General features: G+C 75.0%; 21 protein-coding genes and 2 pseudogenes. 12 read left to right on the plus strand and 11 right to left on the minus strand.

Annotated elements, in window-relative coordinates; genetic code table 11:
- Positions 1–86 precede the first annotated feature (86 nt).
- From alaS to IEY37_RS20705, 5 genes are all read left to right on the plus strand, one after another.
- Positions 87–2,768, plus strand: coding sequence for an alanine--tRNA ligase (alaS, locus tag IEY37_RS20685; RefSeq protein WP_188944831.1), 2,682 nt, complete (start codon positions 87–89; stop codon positions 2,766–2,768).
- 186 nt (positions 2,769–2,954) lie between these two features.
- Positions 2,955–3,392, plus strand: coding sequence for a Holliday junction resolvase RuvX (gene ruvX / locus IEY37_RS20690; RefSeq protein WP_229674720.1), 438 nt, complete (start codon positions 2,955–2,957; stop codon positions 3,390–3,392).
- Positions 3,389–4,858, plus strand: a complete 1,470-nt coding sequence (mltG, locus tag IEY37_RS20695) for an endolytic transglycosylase MltG (protein ID WP_188944833.1) — start codon at positions 3,389–3,391, stop codon at positions 4,856–4,858. Before ruvX ends, mltG begins: the two co-directional genes overlap by 4 nt.
- A gap of 34 nt (positions 4,859–4,892) precedes the next feature.
- Positions 4,893–5,726, plus strand: coding sequence for a shikimate dehydrogenase (locus tag IEY37_RS20700; protein WP_229674721.1), 834 nt, complete (start codon positions 4,893–4,895; stop codon positions 5,724–5,726).
- A gap of 113 nt (positions 5,727–5,839) precedes the next feature.
- On the plus strand, positions 5,840–6,487 hold the full coding sequence (locus tag IEY37_RS20705; protein WP_188944834.1) for a prepilin peptidase: 648 nt from the start codon (positions 5,840–5,842) through the stop codon (positions 6,485–6,487).
- Here IEY37_RS20705 and IEY37_RS20710 read toward each other — a convergent pair.
- Entirely contained in the window at positions 6,444–7,370 is a 927-nt protein-coding gene (locus IEY37_RS20710; RefSeq protein ID WP_229674722.1) for a metallophosphoesterase family protein, read from the minus strand. The genes IEY37_RS20705 and IEY37_RS20710 overlap by 44 nt on opposite strands.
- Entirely contained in the window at positions 7,367–8,134 is a 768-nt protein-coding gene (locus tag IEY37_RS20715; protein ID WP_188944836.1) for an HAD family hydrolase, read from the minus strand. The genes IEY37_RS20710 and IEY37_RS20715 overlap by 4 nt, the downstream gene beginning before the upstream one ends.
- A gap of 100 nt (positions 8,135–8,234) precedes the next feature.
- Between IEY37_RS20715 and IEY37_RS20720 the strand changes: the two genes are divergently transcribed.
- Positions 8,235–8,786: a hypothetical protein gene (locus IEY37_RS20720; protein WP_188944837.1), complete on the plus strand. Its 552-nt coding sequence runs from the start codon at positions 8,235–8,237 to the stop codon at positions 8,784–8,786.
- 84 nt (positions 8,787–8,870) lie between these two features.
- Here the strand turns inward: IEY37_RS20720 and IEY37_RS20725 are convergent, their stop codons facing one another.
- Positions 8,871–10,505 (minus strand): fucose isomerase, encoded by a 1,635-nt coding sequence (locus IEY37_RS20725; RefSeq protein WP_188944838.1) that lies wholly within the window; start codon positions 10,503–10,505, stop codon positions 8,871–8,873.
- Between the two features lie 309 nt (positions 10,506–10,814).
- A complete protein-coding gene (locus IEY37_RS20730; RefSeq protein WP_188944839.1) occupies positions 10,815–11,801 on the minus strand; it encodes a LacI family DNA-binding transcriptional regulator in 987 nt (328 codons plus the stop codon).
- Between the two features lie 230 nt (positions 11,802–12,031).
- Between IEY37_RS20730 and IEY37_RS20735 the strand changes: the two genes are divergently transcribed.
- The 5 genes and pseudogenes from IEY37_RS20735 to IEY37_RS20750 all read left to right on the plus strand — a co-directional run bounded on the left by IEY37_RS20735 (position 12,032) and on the right by IEY37_RS20750 (position 16,337).
- Positions 12,032–12,460 carry an RbsD/FucU family protein gene (locus tag IEY37_RS20735; RefSeq protein ID WP_188944840.1) on the plus strand — a complete coding sequence of 143 codons (429 nt, stop codon included), beginning with the start codon at positions 12,032–12,034 and terminating at the stop codon, positions 12,458–12,460.
- Positions 12,457–13,008, plus strand: a pseudogene (locus IEY37_RS22955) (ATP-binding cassette domain-containing protein); the annotation flags it as partial. The gene IEY37_RS20735 and the pseudogene IEY37_RS22955, both read left to right, overlap by 4 nt.
- Before the next feature lie 321 nt (positions 13,009–13,329).
- A pseudogene (locus tag IEY37_RS22960) lies at positions 13,330–14,067 on the plus strand (ATP-binding cassette domain-containing protein); the annotation flags it as partial.
- Positions 14,067–15,053, plus strand: coding sequence for an ABC transporter permease (locus IEY37_RS20745; RefSeq protein WP_188944841.1), 987 nt, complete (start codon positions 14,067–14,069; stop codon positions 15,051–15,053). The pseudogene IEY37_RS22960 and the gene IEY37_RS20745, both read left to right, overlap by 1 nt.
- 384 nt (positions 15,054–15,437) lie before the next feature.
- The gene (locus IEY37_RS20750; RefSeq protein WP_188944858.1) at positions 15,438–16,337 is read left to right on the plus strand and encodes an ABC transporter substrate-binding protein; all 900 of its coding nucleotides are present in this window, start codon (positions 15,438–15,440) and stop codon (positions 16,335–16,337) included.
- A gap of 66 nt (positions 16,338–16,403) precedes the next feature.
- Here the strand turns inward: IEY37_RS20750 and IEY37_RS20755 are convergent, their stop codons facing one another.
- Both IEY37_RS20755 and IEY37_RS22390 read right to left on the minus strand, forming a co-directional pair.
- Positions 16,404–17,282 carry an LLM class flavin-dependent oxidoreductase gene (locus IEY37_RS20755; RefSeq protein WP_188944842.1) on the minus strand — a complete coding sequence of 293 codons (879 nt, stop codon included), beginning with the start codon at positions 17,280–17,282 and terminating at the stop codon, positions 16,404–16,406.
- A gap of 39 nt (positions 17,283–17,321) precedes the next feature.
- Positions 17,322–17,945, minus strand: a complete 624-nt coding sequence (locus IEY37_RS22390; RefSeq protein WP_229674725.1) for a peptide deformylase — start codon at positions 17,943–17,945, stop codon at positions 17,322–17,324.
- Between the two features lie 313 nt (positions 17,946–18,258).
- On the opposite strand from IEY37_RS22390, the gene IEY37_RS20765 reads away from it, so the two are divergent.
- Entirely contained in the window at positions 18,259–18,843 is a 585-nt protein-coding gene (locus IEY37_RS20765) for a hypothetical protein (RefSeq protein WP_229674726.1), read from the plus strand.
- A gap of 96 nt (positions 18,844–18,939) precedes the next feature.
- Here IEY37_RS20765 and IEY37_RS20770 read toward each other — a convergent pair whose 3' ends face one another.
- From IEY37_RS20770 to IEY37_RS20790, 5 genes are all read right to left on the minus strand, one after another.
- Positions 18,940–19,479 (minus strand): hypothetical protein, encoded by a 540-nt coding sequence (locus IEY37_RS20770; protein ID WP_188944845.1) that lies wholly within the window; start codon positions 19,477–19,479, stop codon positions 18,940–18,942.
- Positions 19,480–19,537: 58 nt separating this feature from the next.
- A complete protein-coding gene (locus IEY37_RS20775) occupies positions 19,538–20,545 on the minus strand; it encodes a hypothetical protein (protein WP_188944846.1) in 1,008 nt (335 codons plus the stop codon).
- Positions 20,546–20,625: 80 nt separating this feature from the next.
- Positions 20,626–21,813 carry a glycoside hydrolase family 76 protein gene (locus tag IEY37_RS20780; protein WP_229674727.1) on the minus strand — a complete coding sequence of 396 codons (1,188 nt, stop codon included), beginning with the start codon at positions 21,811–21,813 and terminating at the stop codon, positions 20,626–20,628.
- Position 21,814: 1 nt separating this feature from the next.
- The gene (locus tag IEY37_RS20785; protein WP_188944847.1) at positions 21,815–22,870 is read right to left on the minus strand and encodes an SURF1 family cytochrome oxidase biogenesis protein; all 1,056 of its coding nucleotides are present in this window, start codon (positions 22,868–22,870) and stop codon (positions 21,815–21,817) included.
- Positions 22,867–23,388 carry a low molecular weight protein-tyrosine-phosphatase gene (locus IEY37_RS20790; RefSeq protein ID WP_229674728.1) on the minus strand — a complete coding sequence of 174 codons (522 nt, stop codon included), beginning with the start codon at positions 23,386–23,388 and terminating at the stop codon, positions 22,867–22,869. Before IEY37_RS20790 ends, IEY37_RS20785 begins: the two co-directional genes overlap by 4 nt.
- Between the last annotated feature and the right edge of the window lie 154 nt (positions 23,389–23,542).

Raw genomic sequence — 23,542 nt, forward strand, 5'->3', positions numbered from 1 at the left:
GGGCCGGCCCGGTCCCCGCACGCCGCCGGCCGGTCGTGCCGGGCACGAGCACCACACCCACAGGGACACACAGGACGGGACGCACCATGGAGACCCACGAGATCCGCCGCCGCTTCCTCGACCACTTCGAGCGGGCCGGACACCAGGTCGTGCCGTCGGCGTCGCTGGTCTCCGAGGACCCCACCGTGCTGTTCACCATCGCCGGCATGGCCCCGATGAAGCCGTTCTTCCTGGGCCAGGCCACCCCGCCGTCGCAGCGCGTCACCAGCGTCCAGAAGTGCGTGCGCACGCTGGACATCGACAACGTCGGCGTCACCACCCGGCACAACACGTTCTTCCAGATGGCCGGCAACTTCAGCTTCGGCGACTACTTCAAGGAAGGCGCCATCCGGCACGCCTGGGAGCTGGTCACCTCCAACCGCGACGAGGGCGGCTACGGCTTCGACCCGGACCGGATCTGGGTGACGGTCTTCGAGTCCGACGACGAGGCGGCCCGGCTCTGGGAAGAGGTCGCCGGGCTGCCGCCGGAGCGGATCCAGCGCCGGGACGCCGACGACAACTACTGGTCGATGGGGGTCCCGGGGCCGTCCGGGCCGTGCTCGGAGATCTACTACGACCGCGGTCCCGAGTACGGCCGCGAGGGCGGCCCGGTGGCGGACGAGGACCGCTACCTGGAGATCTGGAACCTGGTCTTCATGCAGGACATCCGCGGCGAGTCGGCCGGGTCGGGCAAGTCCGACTTCCCGGTGGTCGGTTCGCTGCCGCGGAAGAACATCGACACCGGGATGGGTGTCGAGCGGGTGGCGCTGCTGCTGCAAGGCGTGGACAACGTCTACGAGACCGACCTGCTGCGGCCGATCATCGCCACGGCGGAGCGGCTCTCTGGCCGCACGTACGGCGCTCCCGGCGGCCACGCCGACGACGTACGCTTCCGCGTCGTCGCCGACCACATCCGGTCCGGCACGCTGCTCGTCGCCGACGGCGTCACTCCCGGCAACGAGGGCCGCGGCTACGTGCTGCGGCGGCTGCTGCGCCGCACCGTCCGGGCCATGCACCTGCTCGGCGTCGAACGGCCGGTGCTGGCGGAGCTCACCGCGGTGGTCCGCGACCTGATGAGCCCGTCGTACCCGGAGGTCGCCACCGACTACCCCCGCATCGAGCGCGTCGCGGTGACCGAGGAGGCGGCGTTCCTGCGCACCATCAGCTCCGGGTCGCGGCTGTTCGACGTCGCCGCGGCGGAGGCGCGGTCGGCCGGCAGCACCGCGATCAGCGGCAGCACCGCCTTCCAGCTGCACGACACCCAGGGCTTCCCGCTGGACCTGACCCTGGAGATGGCGGCCGAGGCCGGGTTGACGGTCGACGTCGAGGGCTTCTCCCGGCTGATGCAGGAACAGAAGGACCGGGCCCGGGCGGACTCCAAGGCCCGCAAGGGCCACCTGACCGACATGACCGAGTACCGGCGGCTGCTCGCGCAGGGGCCCACCGAGTTCACCGGCTACCAGGAGCTGGAGACCGAGGGCACCGTCCGCGGCCTGCTCCGCGACGGGGTCCGGCTGCCGCGGGTGGGGTCCGGCGAGACGGTCGACCTGGTGCTGGACCGCACGCCGCTGTACGCCGAGGCCGGCGGCCAGGAGGCGGACGCCGGTCTGATCACCGGGCGGCGGGCCTCGGCCGAGGTGCTGGACGTGCAGAAGGTGGACCGCAAGCTGTGGGTCCACAAGATCCGGGTGCTCGACGGCGAGCTGTCCGAGGGCGACGCCGTGGTGGCGTCCGTCGACCCGGAGTGGCGGCTCGGCGCCCGGCAGGCGCACTCGGGCACCCACGTCGTGCACGCCGCGCTCCGCCAGGTGCTCGGGCCGGACGCGCTGCAGGCCGGCTCCTACAACAAGCCCGGGTACCTCCGGCTGGACTTCTCGTGGTCGCAGGGCCTGTCGGCCGAGACGCGGAACGAGATCGAGGAGGTGTCGAACCTCGCCATCCGCCGCGACCTGCCGGTGCGGGTGCTCTACGGGACCAAGGCCGAGGCCGACGCCCTGGGGGCCATCGCCCTGTTCGGCGAGACCTACGACGAGACGGTCCGCATCGTCGAGATCGGTGGCCCGTGGTCGGTCGAGCTGTGCGGCGGGACGCACGTCGAGCACTCGAGCCAGATCGGGCCGATCGCGCTGCTCGGCGAGTCCTCGATCGGCTCCGGCGTGCGGCGGCTGGAGGCGGCCGTCGGCATCGACGCCTTCCGCAGCCTGGCGGCGGAGCGGGCGCTGCTGCACCAGATCGCCGGCTCGCTCAAGGCCCGGCCGACCGACCTGCCGGCCCGGATCGACGCCATGGCGGAACGGCTGCGCGCGGCGGAGAAGGAACTGGAGCGCTACCGCGCCCAGCAGGCGGCCGCGTCCGTCGCCGCCCTCGCCGACGGCGCCACCCAGGTCGGCGGCGTGAGCCTGGTGGCGGCGGCGCTGCCGGACGGGTCGGCCGGTGGCGACGTCCGGACGCTGGCCACCGACATCCGCGGCCGGTTGGCCGGCCGGCCGGCGGTGGTCGCGCTGTTCGCGGCCACGGACGGTGCCGTGTCCTTCGCGGTGGCGGTGTCGCCGGAGGCCGTCTCCGCCGGCGTCCGGGCCGGCGACCTGGTGAAGGCGTTCGCACCGGAGATCGGCGGCCGCGGCGGCGGCCGGCCGGAGCTGGCGCAGGGCGGCGGGACCGACCCGGCCGGCGTGGAACGGGCGGTGCAGGCACTGCGTTCGGCGTTGTCCGCCACGTCCGCTAGGTGACCGCGGGATGACGGTGTGCCTGCTGCCCCCGGGGCGTCCGCGGCTGCGCTGCGCCGCGGGGGTGGCCGGCGGCTGCGCCGACCGTGGCACGGGGCGGTGGCCGGCCCTGCCCGGTCGGCCGTGAACCCCCCGGTCGGCGGTCACCCGCCCGGCGCGCCGGTGCCGCGTGGTGGGGTGCGTCTCGGGGTGGACGTCGGTACGGTGCGGGTTGGCGCCGCGCTGTCCGACCCGCACGGGATCCTCGCGACGCCGGCCGGGGTCCTGGCTCGGGACCAGCGCGCCGGCACCGACCTGCAGCAGCTGGCGGACCTGGTCGCGGACAACGAAGTGGTGGAGGTGATCGTGGGCCTGCCGCGGACGCTGCAGGGCACCGAGGGCCCTGCCGCCCAGGCTGCCCGCGCCTACGCCCGGCTGCTCGCCGAGCGCATCCACCCGGTGCCCGTGGTGTTCGTCGACGAGCGCATGACCACCGCGATCGCGCACCGGGCGCTCGCCGAGCGCGGGGTCCGGTCGCGGGCCCGCCGGACGGTCGTCGACCAGCACGCCGCGGTCACCATCCTGCAGACCCGGCTGGAGGAGTTGCGGCGCGCCGGATCCGGACCCGAGTCCGGGGGCCGCGGGTGAACGACCACCTGGGACTGTTCGACCGCGCGGACGACACCGGCAACGTCGACCTGGACGAACTGCGGGCCGCGCTCGCCCGCAGCACCGGGGACGCGCCGCCCGACGGACGCCGCGCCGCCCGGGCGTCCGTCCCCGAGCAGCGGCCGGGCGGCTCGGCGCGGCAGGACCAGCGGGCCCGGCGGGAGGCGTTGCTGCGCCGTCGCCGGCGGCGGCGCCGGCACACCCTGCTGGCCGTCGTGGTGCTGGCCGTGCTGGCCGCCGCGATCACCACCGGCATCGTCCTCTGGCGGCACAACGCCGGCCGGGTCGCCGACTTCTCCGGGGCGCCGGGACCGCAGGTCTTCGTCCGCGTGCAGAGCGGTGACACCCGGGAGGACGTCGCCGCAGCACTGCAGCAGGCCGGGGTCGTCGCCTCCACCGAGGCCTTCCTGGACGCGACCACCAACGACGGGGACGTGCAGAAGGTCAAGCCGGGCTACTACCGGCTGCCCACGGCGCTGCCCGCGTCCGCCGCGGCGGACGCCCTCGTCGACCCGCAGAACCGGGTCGGGCAGCTGCGCATCGTGCCAGGACGGCAGCTGGCCGACATCCGCACGGGAGCCGCCGCAGCGTCCACCACCTCCTCGGGCGGCGCCACCGCCTCGACACCGGCCGGCGGCACGACGGGCGGGACCGCACCGTCGGGCGGTGCGACCCCGAGCGGCACCGGAGGTGCAGCCGGCACCGGCGGTACCGCGGGCACCGTCGAGGGCTACATCAGCGCGATCACCCAGGCCGCGTGCGTGCCGCTGAACGGGTCGTCCCGGTGCTGGACCGCCCAGGACCTGTGGCAGGTCGAACGGACCGCCGACCCGGTGGCGCTCGGGGTCCCGGACTGGGCGGTGGCGGCGGTGCAGGCAGCACCGGACCCGAGCCGGCGGCTGGAGGGGCTGATCGTCCCGGGCGACTACGACGTCCCTCCGGGGTCCACGCCGCAGCAGGCGCTGCAGGCGGTGATCGGCGGGTCGGCCGCCAACTGGAACACCTCGTCCCTGGTGGCCAAGGCCAAGTCGATCGGCGTGACGCCGTACCAGGCGGTGACGATCGCGTCGCTGGTGGAGCGGGAGGGCACCGCCGCGACGATGGCCGACGTCGCCCGGGTCCTCTACAACCGCATCCAGGTGCGGATGCCGCTGCAGCTGGACTCGACGGTGGTCTACGCCCTGGACAAGGCCCGCATCGCGACCACCGCCGCAGAGCGGCGCAACCCGAGCCCGTACAACACGTACCTGCACAGCGGCCTGCCGCCGACGCCCATCTCGTCACCGGGCCAGCAGGCCGTCGACGGCACGCTCGATCCCGGCGACGGGGACTGGCTGTACTTCGTCCTGGTCGACCGCAAGGGCGACGTCTGCTTCTCCGTGACCTACGCCGAGCACTCGGCGTGCGTGGCCCAGGCCCGCAGGAACGGTGTCTTCGACGAGTAGCGGGGCGCCGGGTCCGGACGGTACCGGCCCGGCCGTGCACCGGGCCGCGGTGCTCGGGTCGCCCGTCGCCCACTCGCTGTCCCCGGCCCTGCACACCGCCGGCTACCGCGCCGCCGGTCTGGCCGGGTGGGTCTACACCGCGGTCGACTGCGACGCCGAGCGCCTGCCGGGGCTGGTCCGGTCGGCCGGTCCCGAGTGGGTCGGCTACTCGGTGACCATGCCGGGCAAGGCGGCGGCCGCGGCCGTCGCCGACCACCGCTCGGCCCGGGTCACCGGCCTCGGCGTGGCCAACACGCTGGTGCGCGCCGCCGGCGGCTGGGCCGCCGAGAACACCGACGTGGACGGGGTGCTGGGAGCCTTGCGGGCGGCCGGTGTGCCGCCGGTCGACCGGGCGGTCGTGCTCGGCGGCGGCCACACCGCCAGGGCGGTCGTCGCCGCCCTCGCCGAACGCGGCACCGGTGCGGTCGTGCTGGCCGGCCGGCGGCCGGAGAGCACCGCCGCGTGCGCGGACCTGGCCCGGCGCTGCGGGCTGCCGGTCGCCGAGACCGGGCTGTCCCCGGCCGCGGTGGCCGCCGCCGTCGACGGCGCCGGGCTGCTGGTCTCCACCCTGCCTGCCGGGGTCGCCGACCACCTGGCGTCGACCGCGGCCGCCGTGCCGGCGCTGCTCGACGCCGTCTACCACCCGTGGCCGACCCCGCTGGCCGCCGCCGGCCCGCCGGACCGGGTGACCGTGACCGGCCTGGACATGCTGCTGCACCAGGCGCTGCGCCAGTTCGAGCTGTTCACCGGGATGCCGGCGCCCGCCGCGGCGATGCGGGACGGCCTGCTCGCGGCGACCGGCGCCGACCTGCCGCTGCCGCTGGCCTGACGACCCGGTCCGACCCCGGGTGGCACCGCCTCGACGCAGGCGCGGCGGCCCGCGGGATCCGGCGCCTGTGCGCAACGGCGGGCCGGCGCGGGCGGCCGTGAGACGCTGGCCGCGTGCTGGCCGTGCTCCTGGCGATCGTGGTCGCCGCCGGGGGAGCGGCCGGCGGCGCCGCCGTGCGCATGGTCCTCGGCAGCATCCCGCGCGGGATGGCGTTGCGGCCGGGACCGGTCGAGCTGGCCGGAGCGGCGGTCACCGCGGTCGGCGTGTCCGTGGCGGTCGGCCAGCCGCGGATCGGCCTGGTCGTCTTCGCCGGGCTGCTGGCGGTGGCGCTGACGCCGGTCGACGCCGTGCACCACCGGCTGCCCGACGCGATCACGCTGCCCGCGATCGGCGTCGCCGCCGCCCTGGTGGTGCTCACCGACGTGCTGGCGCCGGGCTCGGGCTCGCTGCCGCGGGCCGCCGCCGTGGCGGCGGCGCTGTGGGCGGTGTTCGCCGGCATCGCCTGGATCTCGCCGCGGTCCATGGGTCGCGGCGACGTCAAGCTGGTGCCGACGCTCGGTCTGCTGACCGGCTACCTCGGCGTCGCCGAGGCGGCGGCGGGCGTCGTGCTGGCCTTCGTCCTGGGGGCGGTGGTCGCGGTGGCCGGGCTGGCCACCCGCCGGCTCACCCTCCGCTCGACCATCCCGTTCGGCCCGTTCCTGCTCGCCGGGTGCTGGCTCAGCCTGACGTTCCCGGTGGTGGCCCAGCTGGCCCGGGTGTGACGGGGTACCGGGCGATCACCGCCGCGCACTCCGCGGGGTCGAGGTCGAAGACCTCCGGGGCGTCGTCCACGGGCAGCACCGACACCGTCACCGTGTCGGCGTAGAGCCGGACCAGGTTGACGCTGCTCGCGGCGTGGCTGCGTTCGTGACCCGGGGCGGCAAGCGGGTCCGTGCGGACGGCGGTGGACCCGGCGACGGCGACCGGGATGCCGGCCAGCGTGCCGGACGCGGCCAGGTGCTGGTGCCCGGCCAGCACGATCCGGGTGTCGGTGCCGGCGAGCACCCGGGCCAGCGCGGACCGCGATGCCCGCTCCAGCGCGAAGAACGTCTGCAGCGGCGACGGCGGCGGGAGCGGGGCGTGGTGCAGGACCACCACCGTCCCGCCCGGCCAGGGTGCGGCGAGCTCGTCGGACAGCTCCGCCAGGTGGGTGGGATCCAGCCGGCCGTGGCCGCCGCCGGGCACCGTCGAGTCGAGCACGACGATCCGGGACCACGGCAACCGGTGCACCTGCAGCACCGGCCCGGTGCGCTCGGCGGCCGCTCCGCCGAGCAGCTCCCGGTGGAACACGGTCCGCAGGTCGTGGTTGCCGGTCGCGTAGACCACCCGCGGCGCCAGCGGCCGGATCCGGTCGTCGAGCCGCCGGTAGGCGTCCGGATCGCCGGTGTCGGTCAGGTCCCCGGACACCACCACGACGTCCGGGCCGCGACCCACGTCGCCGGCGCGGCGCAGGACGGCGAGCGCCCGGTCCAGCGCCGCCTCCGGGTCCAGGCCGTTGAAGGGCACGCCGCGCGGGGTGAGGTGGGTGTCCGACAGATGTGCCAGCGTGAGCACCGGCTCCTCGGCCGGCATGCCGTCCGGCGTGACCGGTCCCGGGCCGATCACCGGAGGCCCCCGGCCGGCGCGGCCGCGCGCTGCCGGCACCAGCGGGCGATGTCCGGGACCAGGGCCGTGAGGTCGCCGGCCCGCCAGGTCGGCCGGCCGTCGCCGCGGCCGAAGCGGTCGACGTAGGCCGTGACGCCGCCGGCCCGGGCGGTGGGTTCCAGGTCGGAGTACCACCGGTCGCCCGCGGCGAGCAGCCGGTCCGCCGCCGCGTCGCCGCCCAGCCGCTCGAGCAGGCCGGCGACCAGGGCCGGCATGGCGACCGGCTTCCCGGCGTCGGTCACCACCTCGTCCACCCACGGTCGCAACCGGACGGCCTCCAGCACCTCGTCGACGCCCGTCGCCGGTGCGTTCGTGACGACCGCGACGTGGGCCCGGTCGCCCAGCTCGGCCAGCAGCTCCACCAGGCCGGCCGGGGCCTGGACCGCCCACGCCGACGACGCCAGGTCGGCCCGCGAGGCGTGGTAGGCGCGGGACACCGACTCGGGCAGCACGCCCGCTGCCGCCGCCAGCAGCTCGACGGCCTGGTACCCGTCCTCGGCGCCGGACAGGTCGGCCGTGGACAGGCCCAGCGACCGGCCTTCCAGGAAACCCCGGATGCCGTCCACCACGGCCGTCGCCGCATCGGGTGCCAGGTGCTCGGTGACGTGCCGGGCGTACGCCAGCACGGGCAGGTCGGAGTCGTACAGCGTCCCGTCGAGGTCGAGCAGCAGCGCGACCGCCGGGGGTGCCGGGCGGCCGCCGGACCGGCCGGGGATCGCGGACATGGCGCGAGGGTAGCCGCCGGTACCGTCGGTGCCGGCCGGTGGCGGCGGGTGTCCGACCGGTGCCGGCCGGGGACGCGAGCGGGGAGGAGTCGACGTGGCGATGACCCGACGACCGCCGCCGCACCTGCGCCGGCGCCGGCTGCTCGGCGCGGTCGCCGTGGTCGCCGGGGTGGCGTGCGTGTCGGCGTCGTTCCTGGCGTGGCTGACGCTCCCGGACGGTGCCGGCGGGACGACGTCGGTGGCGGGCTGGGGTGCGGTGACCGGCGGGGCGCAGCTGAGCGGCCAGAACATCAACGACTTCCTCGCCGGGTACGCCAGCTACCGCCCCGGACTGCTGCCGGTCCTCGCCGGAGCGGTCGCCGCCGTCGCCGGGATCGTGCTGGCGCTGGCTCCCGGCGGCCGCCACCCGCACCGGGTGACGGCGGCGCTGCTGGCGCTGTGCGGACTGGTCGCCCTCGGGGTCGCGGTGCTGCGGGTGCTGTCACCGGACCCGGTCGGGATCCTGCAGTCGGGGGAGGGCTCGCCGGGCCCGGGGCCGTGGGTCACCGGGGCGTGCGGCCTGGTGCTGGTCGCCGTGGCGCTGTCCGTGCTGCTCGGCCTGGTCGACGCGCCGCCGCCGGTGCGGCACCGCGGGATCCAACCCGGCCGCTGACCCGGCCCGACCCGATCGGGGTGCGCCGTCCCGCGCGGCGGGGCGGTGGCCGGTCCCCGACGCCCCGGGGACCGGCCACCTGTGTCAGAGCCGGACGTCCCCGCACAGGTGCACGGCGACGCCCAGCTCGGCGAACATGGCAGCCTTGGCCTGGAGCGCCTTGTCGGCGGTCTCGGCGTCCGGGGCGTACACCACGGTGGCGTGATTGGCCTTGTGCCGGGCCATCAAGGCGTCCCGGCCGACGCCGTGCAGGACGGCGTGCATGATCGGCCACTGCGGGTTGGTCGCCTCGAGCCGGCGCCGGGTCTCCTCCTCCGGGAGCTCGACGACCGTCGCCCGGCCCAGGTCGACGTGCAGCGCGCCGTCCATCACGAACACCCGCGACCAGACGATCTCCCCGGGCCGCGCGACGCCGGAGAGCGTGCCGCCGCCGAGCGGGAAGAACATCGGCGGCTGCCGCATGCTGTACGACCTGTCGTAGCCGCCGTGGTGCGCGGCCGGGGCGGAGCCGGAGATCTCGAACACCCAGACGAAGTCCGAGCCCCAGGTGTCGCCCCAGCGCACGTCGTGCAGCGTGCTGGCCGGGTCCAGCCCCATCGCGGTCCAGATCCGGTTGGTGACCATCAGGTCGACGGCGACGCCTTCGTCCACCTCGTTGAAGTGCGGGAGCGGCGCACCCGCGTACAGCTCGCGGTTGCCGCCGCGCTCGGTGACCGGCGGCCGCTCGACGTTGTTCAGCAGCCCCTCCGCCAGGTCGCTCGCCGGCACGACGTCCTTGAGTCCCTGCTGGTACTGGATGCCGACGGCGTCCAGGCCGAACGTGTCGGCGATCCGCAGCGCCGCGATGTACATCCGGAACTGGCTCAGCAGCTGCGCGTCGGTCAGCTCGGTGGCCTCGTCGGTCCCGGTGTGGAAGGTCATCCCGCGCTCGTCGAGCCAGTCCCGGACGGCCTGCGCCTCCGCGTCGGTGACCTTCTGCATCTCGACGACCAGCGCGCTCTGCGACAGCCGCTCCTTGTAGATGCCGATCGGGTTCAGCAGCTCGTCGTCGATGATCGCGTTGTACATGCCCATGCAGCCCTCGTCGAAGACGCCGATGATCGCCTTCTCGTCGACGAGCTGACGGGCCAGCGCCCGGCCGAGCTCGGTCTCCGCGGTGTCCGGCAGCTCGGGCAGGTCGCGGACGTGGGACGTGTCGTGGACGATCTCGCCGGTGTCCAGCCAGGTGCGCAGCTTCTCCCTCGCCCACTCGTCGGTGAAGTCCGGGCTCCACAGGGTCGAGTACCGGACGCCGGCCTTGGTCAGGCTGCCGGCCAGGTTGAGCAGGCCCACCAGGCCGGGGAACTCGCCGCTGAAGTTGGCGACCAGCAGGATCGGCCCGCGGTGGCTGCGCAGGCCGGCGAGGACGTGGTGGCTGTACTGCCAGACGGCCTCGACGACGATCAGCGGCGCGTCCCGCGGGATCTTCTTGAAAACCTCGATGCCGGCCCGCTGGCTGTCGATGAACCCGTGCCCGGCGGCCGGGTCGACGTCGTGTCCGCGCCGCACCGTCGCGCCCAGGTCCGCCAGCGCGGCCGTCAGGTCCGCCTCGAGCTGGGCCTGGGTCGGCCAGCAGGTGACGTTCGCCGACGCGCGCAGGTCGCCGCTGGCCACGGTGTAGACGACACCGTCCTCCGGCGCGGGCCGGTCCAGGACGGCGGGGAGTGCGTAGCCGGACATGTCTCTCCTCTTTCGGGGCGGCTGCGGGCTCCGACCGCGGCCGGGCGCCCTCGTCCACCGCAGGACGGCGCCGGGACGCCGGGCCCGGGGAGCGCGGCGGCGCGGCCGGGAGCGGGTCCGGCCGGTGCCGGCCGCCGCTGCGGATGCGTCGCCGCAGCTTCGCAGGAATCGATTTCTCGGTCAAGACGGCGGCGGCGCGAGTCGCCGGCCGCGCTGGCGCCCTCCGGTGTCGCGTCGCGCGGGGCGCTGGACGCCTCGCCGCCCGCCGGCGAGGTCGGTACCGGGGCACCGCTTCCCAGCCGCGCGGGCTCACCTGTCCGGTATCGCCGGGCCGCCTCCGATGGGCAGCACGATGCGCTGCGCCGGACCCTCGGCGCCGCCGATCCGGTCCAGCAGCAGCCGGGCGGCCGCGGCACCGAGGCTGCGTGCCGGCAGCGGCAGCACCTCGACGCCGGCGCGCTGCAGCACCGAGTAGGGCAGGTCGCCCAGGCATGCCAGGCCCATCTCGGCGGGCGAGATCCGCTCCCGCTGCAGGGTCTCCAGCGCGCCGACGGTCATCGAGTTGTTGGTGACCACCACGGCGTCCGGGCGGCGCCGCGTCGTCAGCAGCGACGCCATGGCGTCCCGGCCGCCGGCCACCCGGAAGTCGGCGTGCCGCAGGTACCGCTCGGGATCCGTGCGGGGATGGTGCCGGGAGAACACCTCCCGCCAGCCGTCGGCGCGCTGCTGTGCCGTCTCGGTCTCGCGGGGCCCGGTGATGCAGCCGACGCGGCGGAAGCCCCGGGCGTAGAGCCGCTCGGTGGCCGACCGGGCGACCTCGCGGTTGTCCAGCAGCACGGAGTCGACCTCGGTGCCGCGGATCGAGCGGTCCACCGACACCACCGGGGTCCGGCGCTCCAGCAGCCGGGCCAGCCTCGGATGGTTGGTCGCCGGCACCAGCACGACGCCCGCCATGTGCTCGGCGAGCGCGACGTCCAGGTAGGTGGACTCCTTGTCGTGGCGCTCGTCGGAGTCGCACAGCACCAAACTGTACCCGGCCCCCTGCGCGACGTCCTCGACGCCGCGGGCGAGCGAGGTGAAGAACGGGTTCTCGATCGTGGGGATGATCAGCGCGAGGACCTGGGACGAGCGGCGGCGCAACCGGCGGGCCGTCGGGTTCGGGGTGAAGTTCAGCTTGGTCGCGGCGGCCCGCACCCGCTCGGCGTAGGCGCCGCTGACCGGGAGGCCGTTGATGACGCGGGAGACGGTCGCCGGCGACACGCCGGCCAGCGACGCCACCTCGTAGATCGTCGGCATCGCGCCAGCGTACGGGCCGGCGGGGTCCGGTGACAGCTTGATATCGATTTCCGACCGGTACCCCCGGGGCGGCCGCACGGGAAGCGGCACGTGCCGGTCCGCGTCGCTGCGGACGGCCGCTTCCGCTGCTGCACTGCACGTTTCGCCGTGCGAAGTGGTCGCCGCCGGATCTGTTGACGGCGACCGGGCGCGGCTCTATGGTGCTGAAACCGATTTCTACGGAGGCGACGATGCTGACCGGCATAGACCCGGCGTTGAGTGGTGAGCTGCTGCACCACCTCGATGCGATGGGCCACTCCGACGCCGTCGTGCTGGCCGACGCGCACTTCCCGGCGGCGCGGGTCGGTCGGCGGTGGATCGACCTCCCCCTCGTCGGCACCCCGCGGCTGCTGCAGGCGGTGTGCACGGTGCTGCCGTTGGACAGCGCGCCGGCGGTGGACCTGATGGCCACGGCGGACGGGTCGGTGGGCGAGGTCCAGCAGGAGCTGCTGGCGGCGGCCGGGGTCGACGCCGACGGCGCCCGGTTCCTGGACCGGTTCAGGTTCTACGAGACGGCCGCCGAGGCCTTTGTGGTGGTGCGGACGGGGGAGACGCGCGTGTACGGGAACGTGTTGCTGCGCAAGGGAGTGGTCACGCCGGTGGGTGGTGGCTCGCGGTGAGCGTCCCGCTGGACGCGCCGACCGGACGGTCGGCGGCGGGTGCGGCGACGGCGACGAACCTGCTCGAGGTCGTCGGGGTCTCGAAGGGCTTCCCGGGTGTCAAGGCGCTGCAGGACATGCACCTGACGCTCCGGCCGGGTGAGGTGCTGGCCCTGGTGGGCGAGAACGGCGCCGGCAAGTCGACGCTGATGAAGCTGCTGTCCGGGATCTACCAGCCGGACGGCGGCGAGTTCTTCTTCGAGGGTGGGCCGTTCACCCCGACCGATCCCAAGCACGCCCAGGAATCCGGCATCTCGATCATCCATCAGGAGTTCAACCTGATGCCGGACCTGACCGTGGCGCAGAACATCTTCATCGGCCGGGAGCCCCGCAGCGGTGGCTTCTTCCTGTCCGACCGCGCCCTGAACCGCAAGGCCGGCGAGCTGTTGCGCCGGCTGGAGCTGCCGCTCGATCCGCGGCAGCTGGTCGGCACCCTGACGGTGGCCAAGCAGCAGATGGTGGAGATCGCCAAGGCGCTGTCCTACGACGCGCGCGTCCTGATCATGGACGAGCCGACCGCGGCGCTCAACGACGCCGAGGTCGCCACGCTGCACTCGCTGATCCGTCGCTTCGTCACCCCGCAGACCGGGGTCATCTACATCTCGCACAAGATGGACGAGCTCAAGGCGATCAGCGACCGGATCACCGTGATCCGCGACGGCCGCTACGTCGACACCCTGGACACGGCCACGTCCACGATGGGCGACGTCATCTCGCGGATGGTCGGCCGGGAGATCGACACCGACGCGCGGCCGGAGAACGTCCGGCCGGACCGGCCGGTGCTGCTGTCCGTGGAGGGCCTGTCCACCCGCACGCTGCTCAAGGACGTCAGCTTCGAGCTGCGCGAGGGCGAGATCCTCGGGCTGGCAGGCCTCATGGGCGCCGGACGCACGGAGGTGGCCCGGGCGCTGGTCGGCGCGGACGCGGTCACCGCCGGGACCGTCCGGTTGCGCGGCGAGCCGGTCTCGGTGCGCACACCGGCGGACGCCGCCGCGCTGGGCATCGGCTACCTGTCCGAGGACCGGAAGCAGTTCGGCCTGCTGCTGTCGCAGACCGTCAACGCCAACATCGGGCTCAGCTCGCTGGGCGACCGGTTCTCGTCCGCCGGGTTCGTCAAGGACCGCCCCATGCGGGCGGCCTCGCGGGAGTACGTGGAGTCGCTGCGGATCCGGACGCCGTCGATCAACCAGACGGCCAAGAACCTCTCCGGTGGCAACCAGCAGAAGGTCGTCATCTCCAAGTGGCTGCTCAAGGACTGCGACATCCTGATCTTCGACGAGCCGACCCGCGGCATCGACGTGGGCGCCAAGGAGGAGATCTACCGGCTCCTCAACCGGCTCGCCGAGGAGGGCAAGTCGATCATCATGATCTCCTCGGAACTGCCCGAGGTGCTCCGCATGTCGCACCGGATCGTGGTGATGAGCGAGGGCCGGGTGACCGGGGAGCTGTCCGCGGCCGAGGCCGACCAGGAGAGCGTCATGCATCTGGCCACCCTGCGGCCGGACGAGAACCCAGAGGACGCAGCTGAACTGGGTATCCAGCTGCCCGTCGAGAAGGACCACGCCTGATGAGCACAGCAACGGCACCGGTCGCCACCACCGCCGAGAAGCGGACGGACATCCGCGGGCGGCTGCAGCAGCTGCTGGCCTTCGGGGGCCTGATCGTCATCGTCGTCTTCTTCGCGGTCGCGAACGAGAACTTCCGCACCTTCTCGAACTTCACCGCGATCCTGTTCTCCACCGTGGTGATCGGCGTGCTCGCCGTCGGCACCACGTTCGTCATCATCACCGGCGGCATCGACCTGTCCATCGGCACCGGCATGACGCTCTGCGCGGTCATGTCCGGCACGTTCCTGATCAACTGGAACCTGCCGCTGGGCCTCGGGCTGGTGCTCACCGTGCTGGTGGGCGGCCTGATCGGGTTCGTCAACGGGTGCAGCGTCGCGTTCCTCAAGCTGCCGCCGTTCATCGCCACCCTGGCCATGATGCTGATCGCGCAGGGCCTGGCCCTGGTGATCTCGGGCAGCGCGCCCATCTACTTCAGCGCGCTGCCGGTCTTCTCGAAGATCTCCACCGGGGAGATCATCCCGCGGGTGCCGAACGCGGTGCTGGTGCTCGTCGTGCTGGCCGTGCTCGCCGCCATCCTGCTGAACCGGACGCTGTTCGGCCGGTACACCTTCTCGATCGGCAGCAACGAGGAGGCCACGGCCCTCTCCGGCATCAACGTCCGCAAGTGGAAGGTGCTCATCTACACGGTCGCGGGCCTGTTCACCGGCATCGCCGGCATCATGATCTCCGCCCGGCTGGGCAGTGCCCAGCCGGCCACCGGGCAGGGCTACGAGCTCCAGGCGATCGCCGCCGTGGTCATCGGCGGGACGTCGCTGACCGGCGGCAAGGGCTCGATCGTCGGCACCATCATCGGCGCGCTGATCATCTCGGTGCTCAACAACGGGCTGCGCATCATGTCCATCCCGCAGGAGTGGCAGAACGTCATCCTCGGCCTGGTGATCCTCGGCGCCGTGTACGCCGACATGGCGCGCAAGCGAACCGCCTGACCCCGCCGGTCACCGGCACCCCGCCCGGCCGCGTCCGCGGCCACCGCCGCCCGGGCCCACCAGCGCCCGGGCCCACGGCCACCCCCACGCAGTCCACCAACCGCCAGAAGGGAACCACCCATGCGCAGTCGCACGTCCAGGGTCGGTGCGGTCGCCGCACTGGCCGCCACCGGCCTGTTGCTCGGGGCCTGCGCCCAGGCCAGCGACTCGGCCAGCAGCTCGTCCTCCAGCAGCGCGTCCAGCTCGTCGTCGGCGCCGGCCGTGTCCAGCGTCGGCTCGTCCGCCGGCTCCGAGACCGCCTCGGCCGGCTCCGGCAGCGCGTCCTCCGGCTCCGGCAGCGCGTCCGCCGGGTCGTCCAGCAGCGGCTCGTCCGCCGCGGCCGGCATGCCGAGCCCGACGCCGATGTCCGGCGGCACCAAGCCGTTGATCGCCATCGTGTCCAAGGGCTTCCAGCACCAGTTCTGGCAGGCCGTCAAGGCCGGTGCGGACTCCGAGGCCGCCAAGCTCGGCGTGACCATCACCTTCGAGGGCCCACCCACGGAGGCCGACGTCGAGATCCAGATCGACGAGCTCACCCAGGCCATCGCCAAGAAGCCGGCCGCCATCGGATTCGCGGCACTGGACTCCAAGGCCGCCGCCCCGCTGATGCAGCAGGCCAAGGACCAGAACATCCCGGTCATCGCGTTCGACTCCGGCGTCGACAGCGACATCCCGCTGACCACCGCGGCCACCGACAACAAGGCGGCGGCGGCCGAGGCCGCCAAGCACATGTCGGAGGCCCTCGGCGGCAAGGGCAAGGTGGCCCTGGTCGTCCACGACCAGACCAGCGCGTCCGGCACCCAGCGGCGGGACGGCTTCGTCGAGTGGATGAAGGCCAACGCCCCCGGCATCCAGCTGCTGGAGCCGCAGTACGGCGGCGGTGACCAGGCCAAGTCCGCCGACATCGCCAAGTCGATCATCGCGGCGAACCCCGACATCAAGGGCATCTACGGCTCGAACGAGGGCTCGGCGATCGGCGTCGTCAAGGGCGTGACGGAGAGCGGCGTCAAGGGCATCACGGTGATCGGCTTCGACTCCGGCCAGGCGCAGATCGACGCCATCAACAGCGGTGTGATGCTCGGCGCGATCACCCAGAACCCGGTCGGGATCGGTGAGCAGACGGTCGCCGCCGCCGTGGCGGCCCTGGAGGGCCAGACCCTGCCGAAGGTCATCGACACCGGGTTCTACTGGTACGACAAGAGCAACATCAACGACCCGAAGATCCAGGCGGTGCTCTACAAGTAGCGCACCCGGACGGTCCCGACGGGCGGTGGTCACCACGGTGACCGCCGCCCGTCGGCGTTCCCGGGCTCAGCCCTGCCAGATCCCGTCGTGGAGCCGGGCGGCGATGCGGTCCAGCGACTCCTCACGGCCGACGTAGACGTCGGCCGGCCGCGGCCAGTGCACGATCACGTCGGTGAACCCCAGACCCCGTGCCTGGTCGACGACCTCGTCGAAGGCGCCGGGGTGGTCGATCGAGAAGCCCGGCACCGAGTCCGCGTCGACGTAGCGGTCCGCGCCGTCCGGATCGAGACCCTGTGCCTCGCGAGCCGTGCGGTGCGTGGCGACGAGCTCGCCGACGGCCGCCCACCAGCTGTCGGTGTCGTCGTGGCCCTGCGGCCCGATCGTCGCCCAGCCGTCGTAACGGGCGGCGAGCCGCACCGACCGGGTGCCGTTCCCGGCCACGACCAGCCCGATCCGTTCCCGGGACCCCGCCGGGTGCATGCGGGCCCGCTCGGCGGTCCAGTACTCGCCGTGCCAGGTTGTCTCGCCCTGGCGCAGCAGCAGGTCGGTGAGCTCCACGAACTCGGCGAGCCGGTCGACCCGCTGCCGCGGCGGCAGGTCGGGACGGCCGAGCACGGCCGAGTCCCAGCCGAGCCCGCCGGCGCCGATCGCGGCGACGATGCGCCCGCCGGAGACGTCGTCCAGCGACAGCAGGTCCTTGGCGAAGGTCACCGGGTGCCGGAAGTTCGGCGAGGCCACCCAGGTGCCCAGCCGCAGCCGGGACGTCGCCTGCGCGGCCGCGGCCAGCGTGATGGTGGTGGAGTACCACGGTTCGTCCGCCAGCATCCGCCAGGCCAGGTGGTCGTAGGTCCAGCCGTGGGCGAAGCCGCGCTCCTCGAGCGAGGCCCAGCGGCGCCGCAGTTCGCCGACGGGGAACTGCGGGAGGATGACGACACCGACGCGCACGGGGTGGACGCTACCGGCCGCCCGGAACCGCGCGAGCGGTCACCAGCCGAGGGCGGCGCGGGACCGGTCGGGTGCCGGCTCGCCGGCCCAGCGGGCCAGGTACTGCTCGGTGGCGGCCAGCGAGCGGGTCTCGGCCCGGTCCAGGTACAGCACACCGCCCAGGTGGTCGGTCTCGTGGGCGACGATCCGGGCGGCCCAGCCGGTGACCTCCTCGTCGACCGCCCGGCCGTGCTCGTCGGTGGCCCGCAGCCGGACGCGGCGCGGCCGGGTCACCGCCGCCTGGTAGCCGGGAACCGACAGGCACCCCTCGTAGAAGGTCGCGGTGTCACCAGGATCCACCGCCTCGTAGCGAGGATTGACGATCACCCGGTACGGCACCGGCACCCGCTCGCGGACCGACGCCACCTCGGCCGGCACGCCGGCGGCGTCCTCGACGACGGCGACCGCGATGCCGAGCCCGATCTGCGGCGCGGCCAGGCCGACACCGGGCGCTGCCAGCATGCTCTCTCGCATGGCCGCCAGCAGCTCTGCCCAGACCTCGTCGGGCAGGCCGCCGTCGTAGCGGTCGGCCGGGCGCCGCAGCACCGGGTCGCCGGCGCGGACGATGGGCAGCGGTCGCGGGCCGGACAGCAGCTCCCGCACGCGGGTTTCGAGGGCATTCACCGGGGCGAGGGTAGTGGTGCCGCACGGTCGCGGTTCGAACGGTTCTCGGCCCGACCCGGGGCAGGGTCGTCCGGGGATCGGTGACGCGGCGGCCGGTCCGGCGGCCCGTCGTGCCCGTTGACGTGTGCTCGTGCCGCTGCCCGGGAATCGGTAGGTCGAGCGCACGCGCGGCCGGCCGGAAGTGGCGGACACGCGAGCGCCGCGTCTCTCGGTACCGGGCCGAGTGCCGGGCGCGGCAGTGGCCGTGTCCGAGAACCGGTGGAGGAATTCGATGGGTGAGGAATCTGGATCGGCCCCGGGTCGAGGGGACTCCGTGCTCGAACAGCGGGCGGCCGCCCGGCCGTCGTGGTGGCTCGACGCCCAGCAGCAGGACGCGCAGGCCGAGCGTCGTGACGATGCCGGCCGCCGGAGGGACGAGCTGGCTGCCGCGCGTGACGCTGCTGCGGCGACCCGTGACGTGATCGCCGTGGAGCGAGAGCGCATGGCGGTGGCCGTCGCTCTCGCCGCGCACGACCGGCTCGACGGCTACGACGCCGACAGCGTCGACGCCCAGGTCACCCACGTGCAGCAGCAGGCCGAGCTGCGGCGGCTGTTCGACGACGTCCGGTCGCTGCCCGGTGTCCCGGGTCCTGCGGTCGATCGGCTGCAGCGCGACGTCGAGCTGCTCATGGACAGCGCGTACGTGTCCACGCTGGCCATGGCGTTCGAGCGCGGGCACGAGCGGAGCGATCTGCGGCACATCGCTGCACATCTCGACGCCGGCGTGCGGGATCGGCTGGCGGCCGGCCAGGATCGCACGGACGCCGCGAACGACCGCCAGGCCGCCGACCGGGACCGGCAGCACGGGCGCAACGCGCGTCAGCGCGGCGTGTTGCAGCGCGCCGCGGACCGCGAGTAGCCCGACCGGGCGCGCTTGGCTGCCGTCGGGCCTCCCGGGTCGCGCTCGTCCTGGGGCGTCTCGTGGAGTCCGCGCCGTCCTGCGGAGGCGTGGCGGCTAGAGATACCGGGCCTCGTCGACGGCGGACTGCTGGCGGTCGGCGTCGGCAGCGATCCGATCCCGGCCGGCAGCGGCCCGGTCGGCCTGGCTGTGGGCGCGGTCGGCCGCGGCGGCCGCCCGGTCCCGCCCGGCGTCGCGTCGCTGCACCTCGTGCAGTCGATCCAGTTCGGCCCGTAGCGCACCGACATCGCGGACCACCGCGTCGGCCAGCTCGCGTTCGCTGCGCCGGGTCTGCCGGTCGATCTCGGCCTGTTCCTCGTCCGCCTCGCCGGCCGCTCCGGCCGGCGCTGCGAGTTCCGCCGAGTCGACGTCAGCGGTGCGGTGGGCCAGTGCGGCGGTCAGCATCTCCCGCAGGTGATCGATGCGGTCCAGCCGCCGCTCGTCCCGGCGGTCCGCAGCAGTGTCGCGGTCCGTGGCGGCGGCATCCCGGGCGAGCGCGCGGCCATCGCGCTCGGCGGCCTCGCTGTCGCGCCTGGCGGCGCTCTCGTCTCGGCCGGCGCGGTCGTACCGCCGCCTGCGCTCCGCAGAGATGCCCATGCCGACCACTGTCCTCCACCGCCGTGCGGTGCGTCGTCCGGCGGACGACCGCCGCGGCTCAGCCGGCCGGGACGAGCAGCACGTGCGGAGCCGCCGGGTCGTCGCCGTGGACGAAGCCGTAGGCGCGGCTGCCGGCCGCCGGGCCGGGGTCGACCGGTGCGCCGACCGCGCCGCCGCCGCACTGCTCGTCCGGCCCGGTGTCCGGCCGGTCGTCGGTGCGGTGCAGCCGCACGGTGGCACCGGCCGGCACGGCGTAGGCCAGGCTGCTGGTACCGCCGAGCAGCGCCGCACCGCCGTCCAGGTCGGCCGGCTCTCCGGTGTCGGGATCCAGGGCCGGCAGGCACCGCCCGTCGACGCCGGGCCGGTAGGTCGGGCCGGTGCCGGAGCCGGGTCCGGAGTGCTGCGTCGCCGCGGCGTTCAACACCAGAACGGCCGCGCCCGCCGGTGGGGTCGGGACGTCCGGCCGGTCCCACCCGCCGCCGCTCGGGTCGGACCCGATGCGGTCGGCGAACACCTGCAGGCTCATGCCGCGGCCACCGGGATCGGGAGGCAGCGCCAGGAACGTCAACCGCTGGCCTGGCGCCGACGTCTCGCCCTGGGTCATCAGCAGGTCGTCGTCCGACGTGCCGCCCGAGGCGTAGAAGGCCACGGTCCACGGCACGTGCGGACCCGAGCCGCCCTGCCCCTGCGGATCGAGGACCTCGGGCGCGAAGAAAGCGCCGGCAGTGCCGTACGGCACCGTGGCCAGCCGCTTGCCGCCGTACCGGGGCGAGCCGACCCAGACGTCGACCGCCCGGCCGGTGTGGCCACCGGCCGGGGTCCACAGGTTGACCAGTCGGATCTGCATGTCCAGCGGCACCGTCCGCAGCGACGACGTCCCGGTGGGGTCGCCGCCGAACTCGGTGAACCCGTCGCCGTCGCCGGCCGGGCCGGCGCCGAGGTCCGCGCCGGGGCCCGCGTCGGCGGCGGCGGGCAGCGCGGGGCCGCCGCTCCCGCCGCACCCGGTGACGGCGAGCGAGCACCCGGCGAGCAGGGCGACGGCCCACCGGCGGTTCCATCGGGACACGGGCACCTCCGGGACGGACCGAGCCGGCGGGCTGCCGGTGCGTGCAGGAGCCCGAGGGGTGGTGGCTGATACCGGCGCCGTCAGCGCGCGGCCACGTCCGCCGGGCCGACCGGCGGACCGCCGGCCCAACGGCTCCCGGGACCACCGGCCGTCACGGCGGCGGCGGCCTCGGTCAGCAGCCAGCCCGACAGCTGCGTGGACAGGTCACCGTCGGCCGTGGGGTCCGTACCGGCGGGCCGGGTCCAGTCCGCGCCGAACACCGGCCCATGGCGGTCGGTGCCGCGGTGCCGCCAGGCGGCGTCCGCCGACCCGAGCACCAGTGCTCCGGCGGTGGCGCGGGCGGTGCGGTCCGCCGGGGCGTCGCCGGGCAGGCGGAGCGTCACGTCGGCCAGGTAGCGGGCCAGGATGCCGCCGAACAGTCCCGCGTCCGCGCCGCCGTGTCCCGGGATCACCCCGTCCGGGGCGAGGTGCCGGTCGACGGCGGTGACGAGCCGGTGCAGCCGGTCCGGTGCGTCCCCACGCAGGACCAGTTCCAGCTCCGCGCCGAGCACGACTCCCTGCACGTACGAGTAGGCGGTGGTCTCGACCCGCCGCTCGCCGGCCCGGATGCCGTCCGCGACGAGGCCGTCCGGGCGTACGAGCTCGCGGTGGATCCAGTCGGCCACCCGTCGGGCGGCGGCCGGGTGTCCGGTGCGGGCCAGCAGGACCGCCGCGGGTCCGTTGGCCGGCGCGTTGCGGAACTCGTCGCCGTCCCGCCACGGCAGCCCGCCGAGCTCGTCGTCCGGCCAGCCGCGGTCGAACCGCTCCGCCGCGCGGGTGACCGCGGCGCCGGCCGTCCGCCACCGGCGCCGACCGGTCTGCCGGTCGAGCGGGGCGGGGTCGGCGGGCGTCGCCGACCCCGCGGTGGGGCCTGCCCGCCGCGACGCCCGCTCGAGTGCCAGCGCCCACCAGGCGGTGTCGTCGAGGTAGCTGTTCGCCCACCCGCCGCCGTTGCGCAGCCGGGCGCCGCGCACCAGGCAGCGGATCCGTGCGGCGCGGGGCCGCGTCGGAGCGCGGTGCCAGGCCTCGACGGCGGCGTCCAGCAGGTGCGCCTGCCACCACAGGTTCCACCGCAGGAACAGCCGGTCGGCCGGCCGCGCTGGGTGGTGCGGGACGCCGAGCCGGGTCGCCGGCAGCGCCCACAACCGACGCACGGACCGGCCGACGACGGCCGCCTCGGCGTCGTCGGCCCGCGCCGACCAGTCGATCGCCGGGCCGGTGCCGGTCACCTCAGTCGTACAGCTGGGACTTGTCGAACCGGCGGCGCCCCCGCGGTCCGCCCGTCCGGCCGGCCCCCGCGCCGTCCGGCGACCGTCCCGCGGTCGAGGTGGCGGTCGCGGCCGCGCGCGTCCCGCCGCCCGTGTCCCGTCCGGCCGGATCGCCCGGGTCGGCCGGCACACCCACCGGGACGGCGCCCGCCCGGTCACCCGTACCGCCGGCGGCAACGGTCGGACCCTCCCGGCCGGCGTCCGCCCCTCCGGCGGGCTCCGCGTCCCGGTCGTCCGCCTCCCGCGGGTCGAACGCCTCCCGCCAGACGAAGTAGGCGATCGCCAGCAGGGCCATCCCGCCGAACGCGCACCACTGCAGCGCGTAGGACAGGTAGGGCCCGTCGTCGATCTGCGGCACGCCGATCTCCCGGAGCGCGCCCGGGGAGGACTGCACCAGCTGGACGAAGCCCTGCCGCAGGGTGCCGGCGGCCGCCGCGGCGGGCTGCAGTTCCGCGCCGTCGATGCCGGTGACCTGGAGCGATCCGTCGACGGTGATCGGCCGGCGGTGCAGCGGGTCCGGCTGGTCGGGCTGCACCCTGCCGGTCAGGGTGACCTCTCCCTGCGGCGGGGGCGGGATGTCGGTCGCGTTCTGCCCGACGTACCCGCGGTCGACGATCACGGTCGTGCCGTCGGTCAGCCGGAACGGGACGACGACCTCGGACGCCGGGGTGCCCTGCTGGTCCTGCCGCAGGCGGACCAGCGCCTGGCCGGCGGGGTCGAAGCTGCCGGTGGCGGTGACCTGGTGCCAGGTCATCCGCGGATCCGGCTCGGCCGTGGTGGTCAGATACCGGCCGACCGGCTCCGCGGGGGCGCTCATCGCCGACGTGATGTCGCTGTTCTGGGCGCTGCGTTCGGTGTGCCGGCCGAACTGCCACGGCGCCAGCACCAGCCAGCAGGCGGCGGCGAACAGCAGCGCTCCGACGATCGCCCCGATCCAGCCCGGTCGCCGCAGGAACGCCCAGCGACTGCCGGTGCGGACGGGTCGCGCCGGTCCGGCGAGCTCGGCCGTGCCGGTCACCGGCGCCCCCCGCTGGCGGCCGGCGCCAGCCGGCGCTCGATCTCGGCCAGGATGCCGGGCAGGGCCGCGGCGGTCATGGCGACCACCTCGTCGAAGGCCGCGTCGGTGCCGTAGTAGGGGTCCGGGACGTCGTCGTGGTCGGCGGCCGGGTCGAAGCTGCGCAGCAGACGGACCTTGTCCGGATCGGTCGTCATCCGCCGCAGCTTCCGTTGGTGGCCCCGGTCGGCCGCCAGCGCCAGGTCGATGCCGTCCAGCAGTGCCTCGTCCACCTGCCGGGCGACGTGCTCGCCCGGGTACCCGGCGCGGGCCAGTGCCGCCACGGCCCGCGGGTCGGCGGGCAGCCCGACGTGCCACGGCCCGATCGCGGCGCTGCTCACCCGCACCCGGTCGGACAGCCCGGCCGCGTCGACCGCCGTGCGGAGCATCTGCTCGGCGATGGGCGACCGGCAGATGTTGCCGGTGCAGACGATGCAGACGTGCAGGCGGTCGTCGCCCTGGGTGCGGTCGGCGGCGGTCACCGGGCCATTGTCCCCCCGGTGCGCCGACCCGGGCGTCCCGGCGCGTGCCGGGGCCGGGACGGGTGCGTGCCCGGTCGCCCCGGCGTCGGCCCGGCCGCCCTGGTCCCTGGCCGGCCGCCCGGCCGCCCGGCGTGTCCCGCGCCGGGCCGGCGGG

It is taken from the genome of Nakamurella endophytica, assembly GCF_014646215.1.
Lineage (GTDB): Bacteria > Actinomycetota > Actinomycetes > Mycobacteriales > Nakamurellaceae > Nakamurella > Nakamurella endophytica.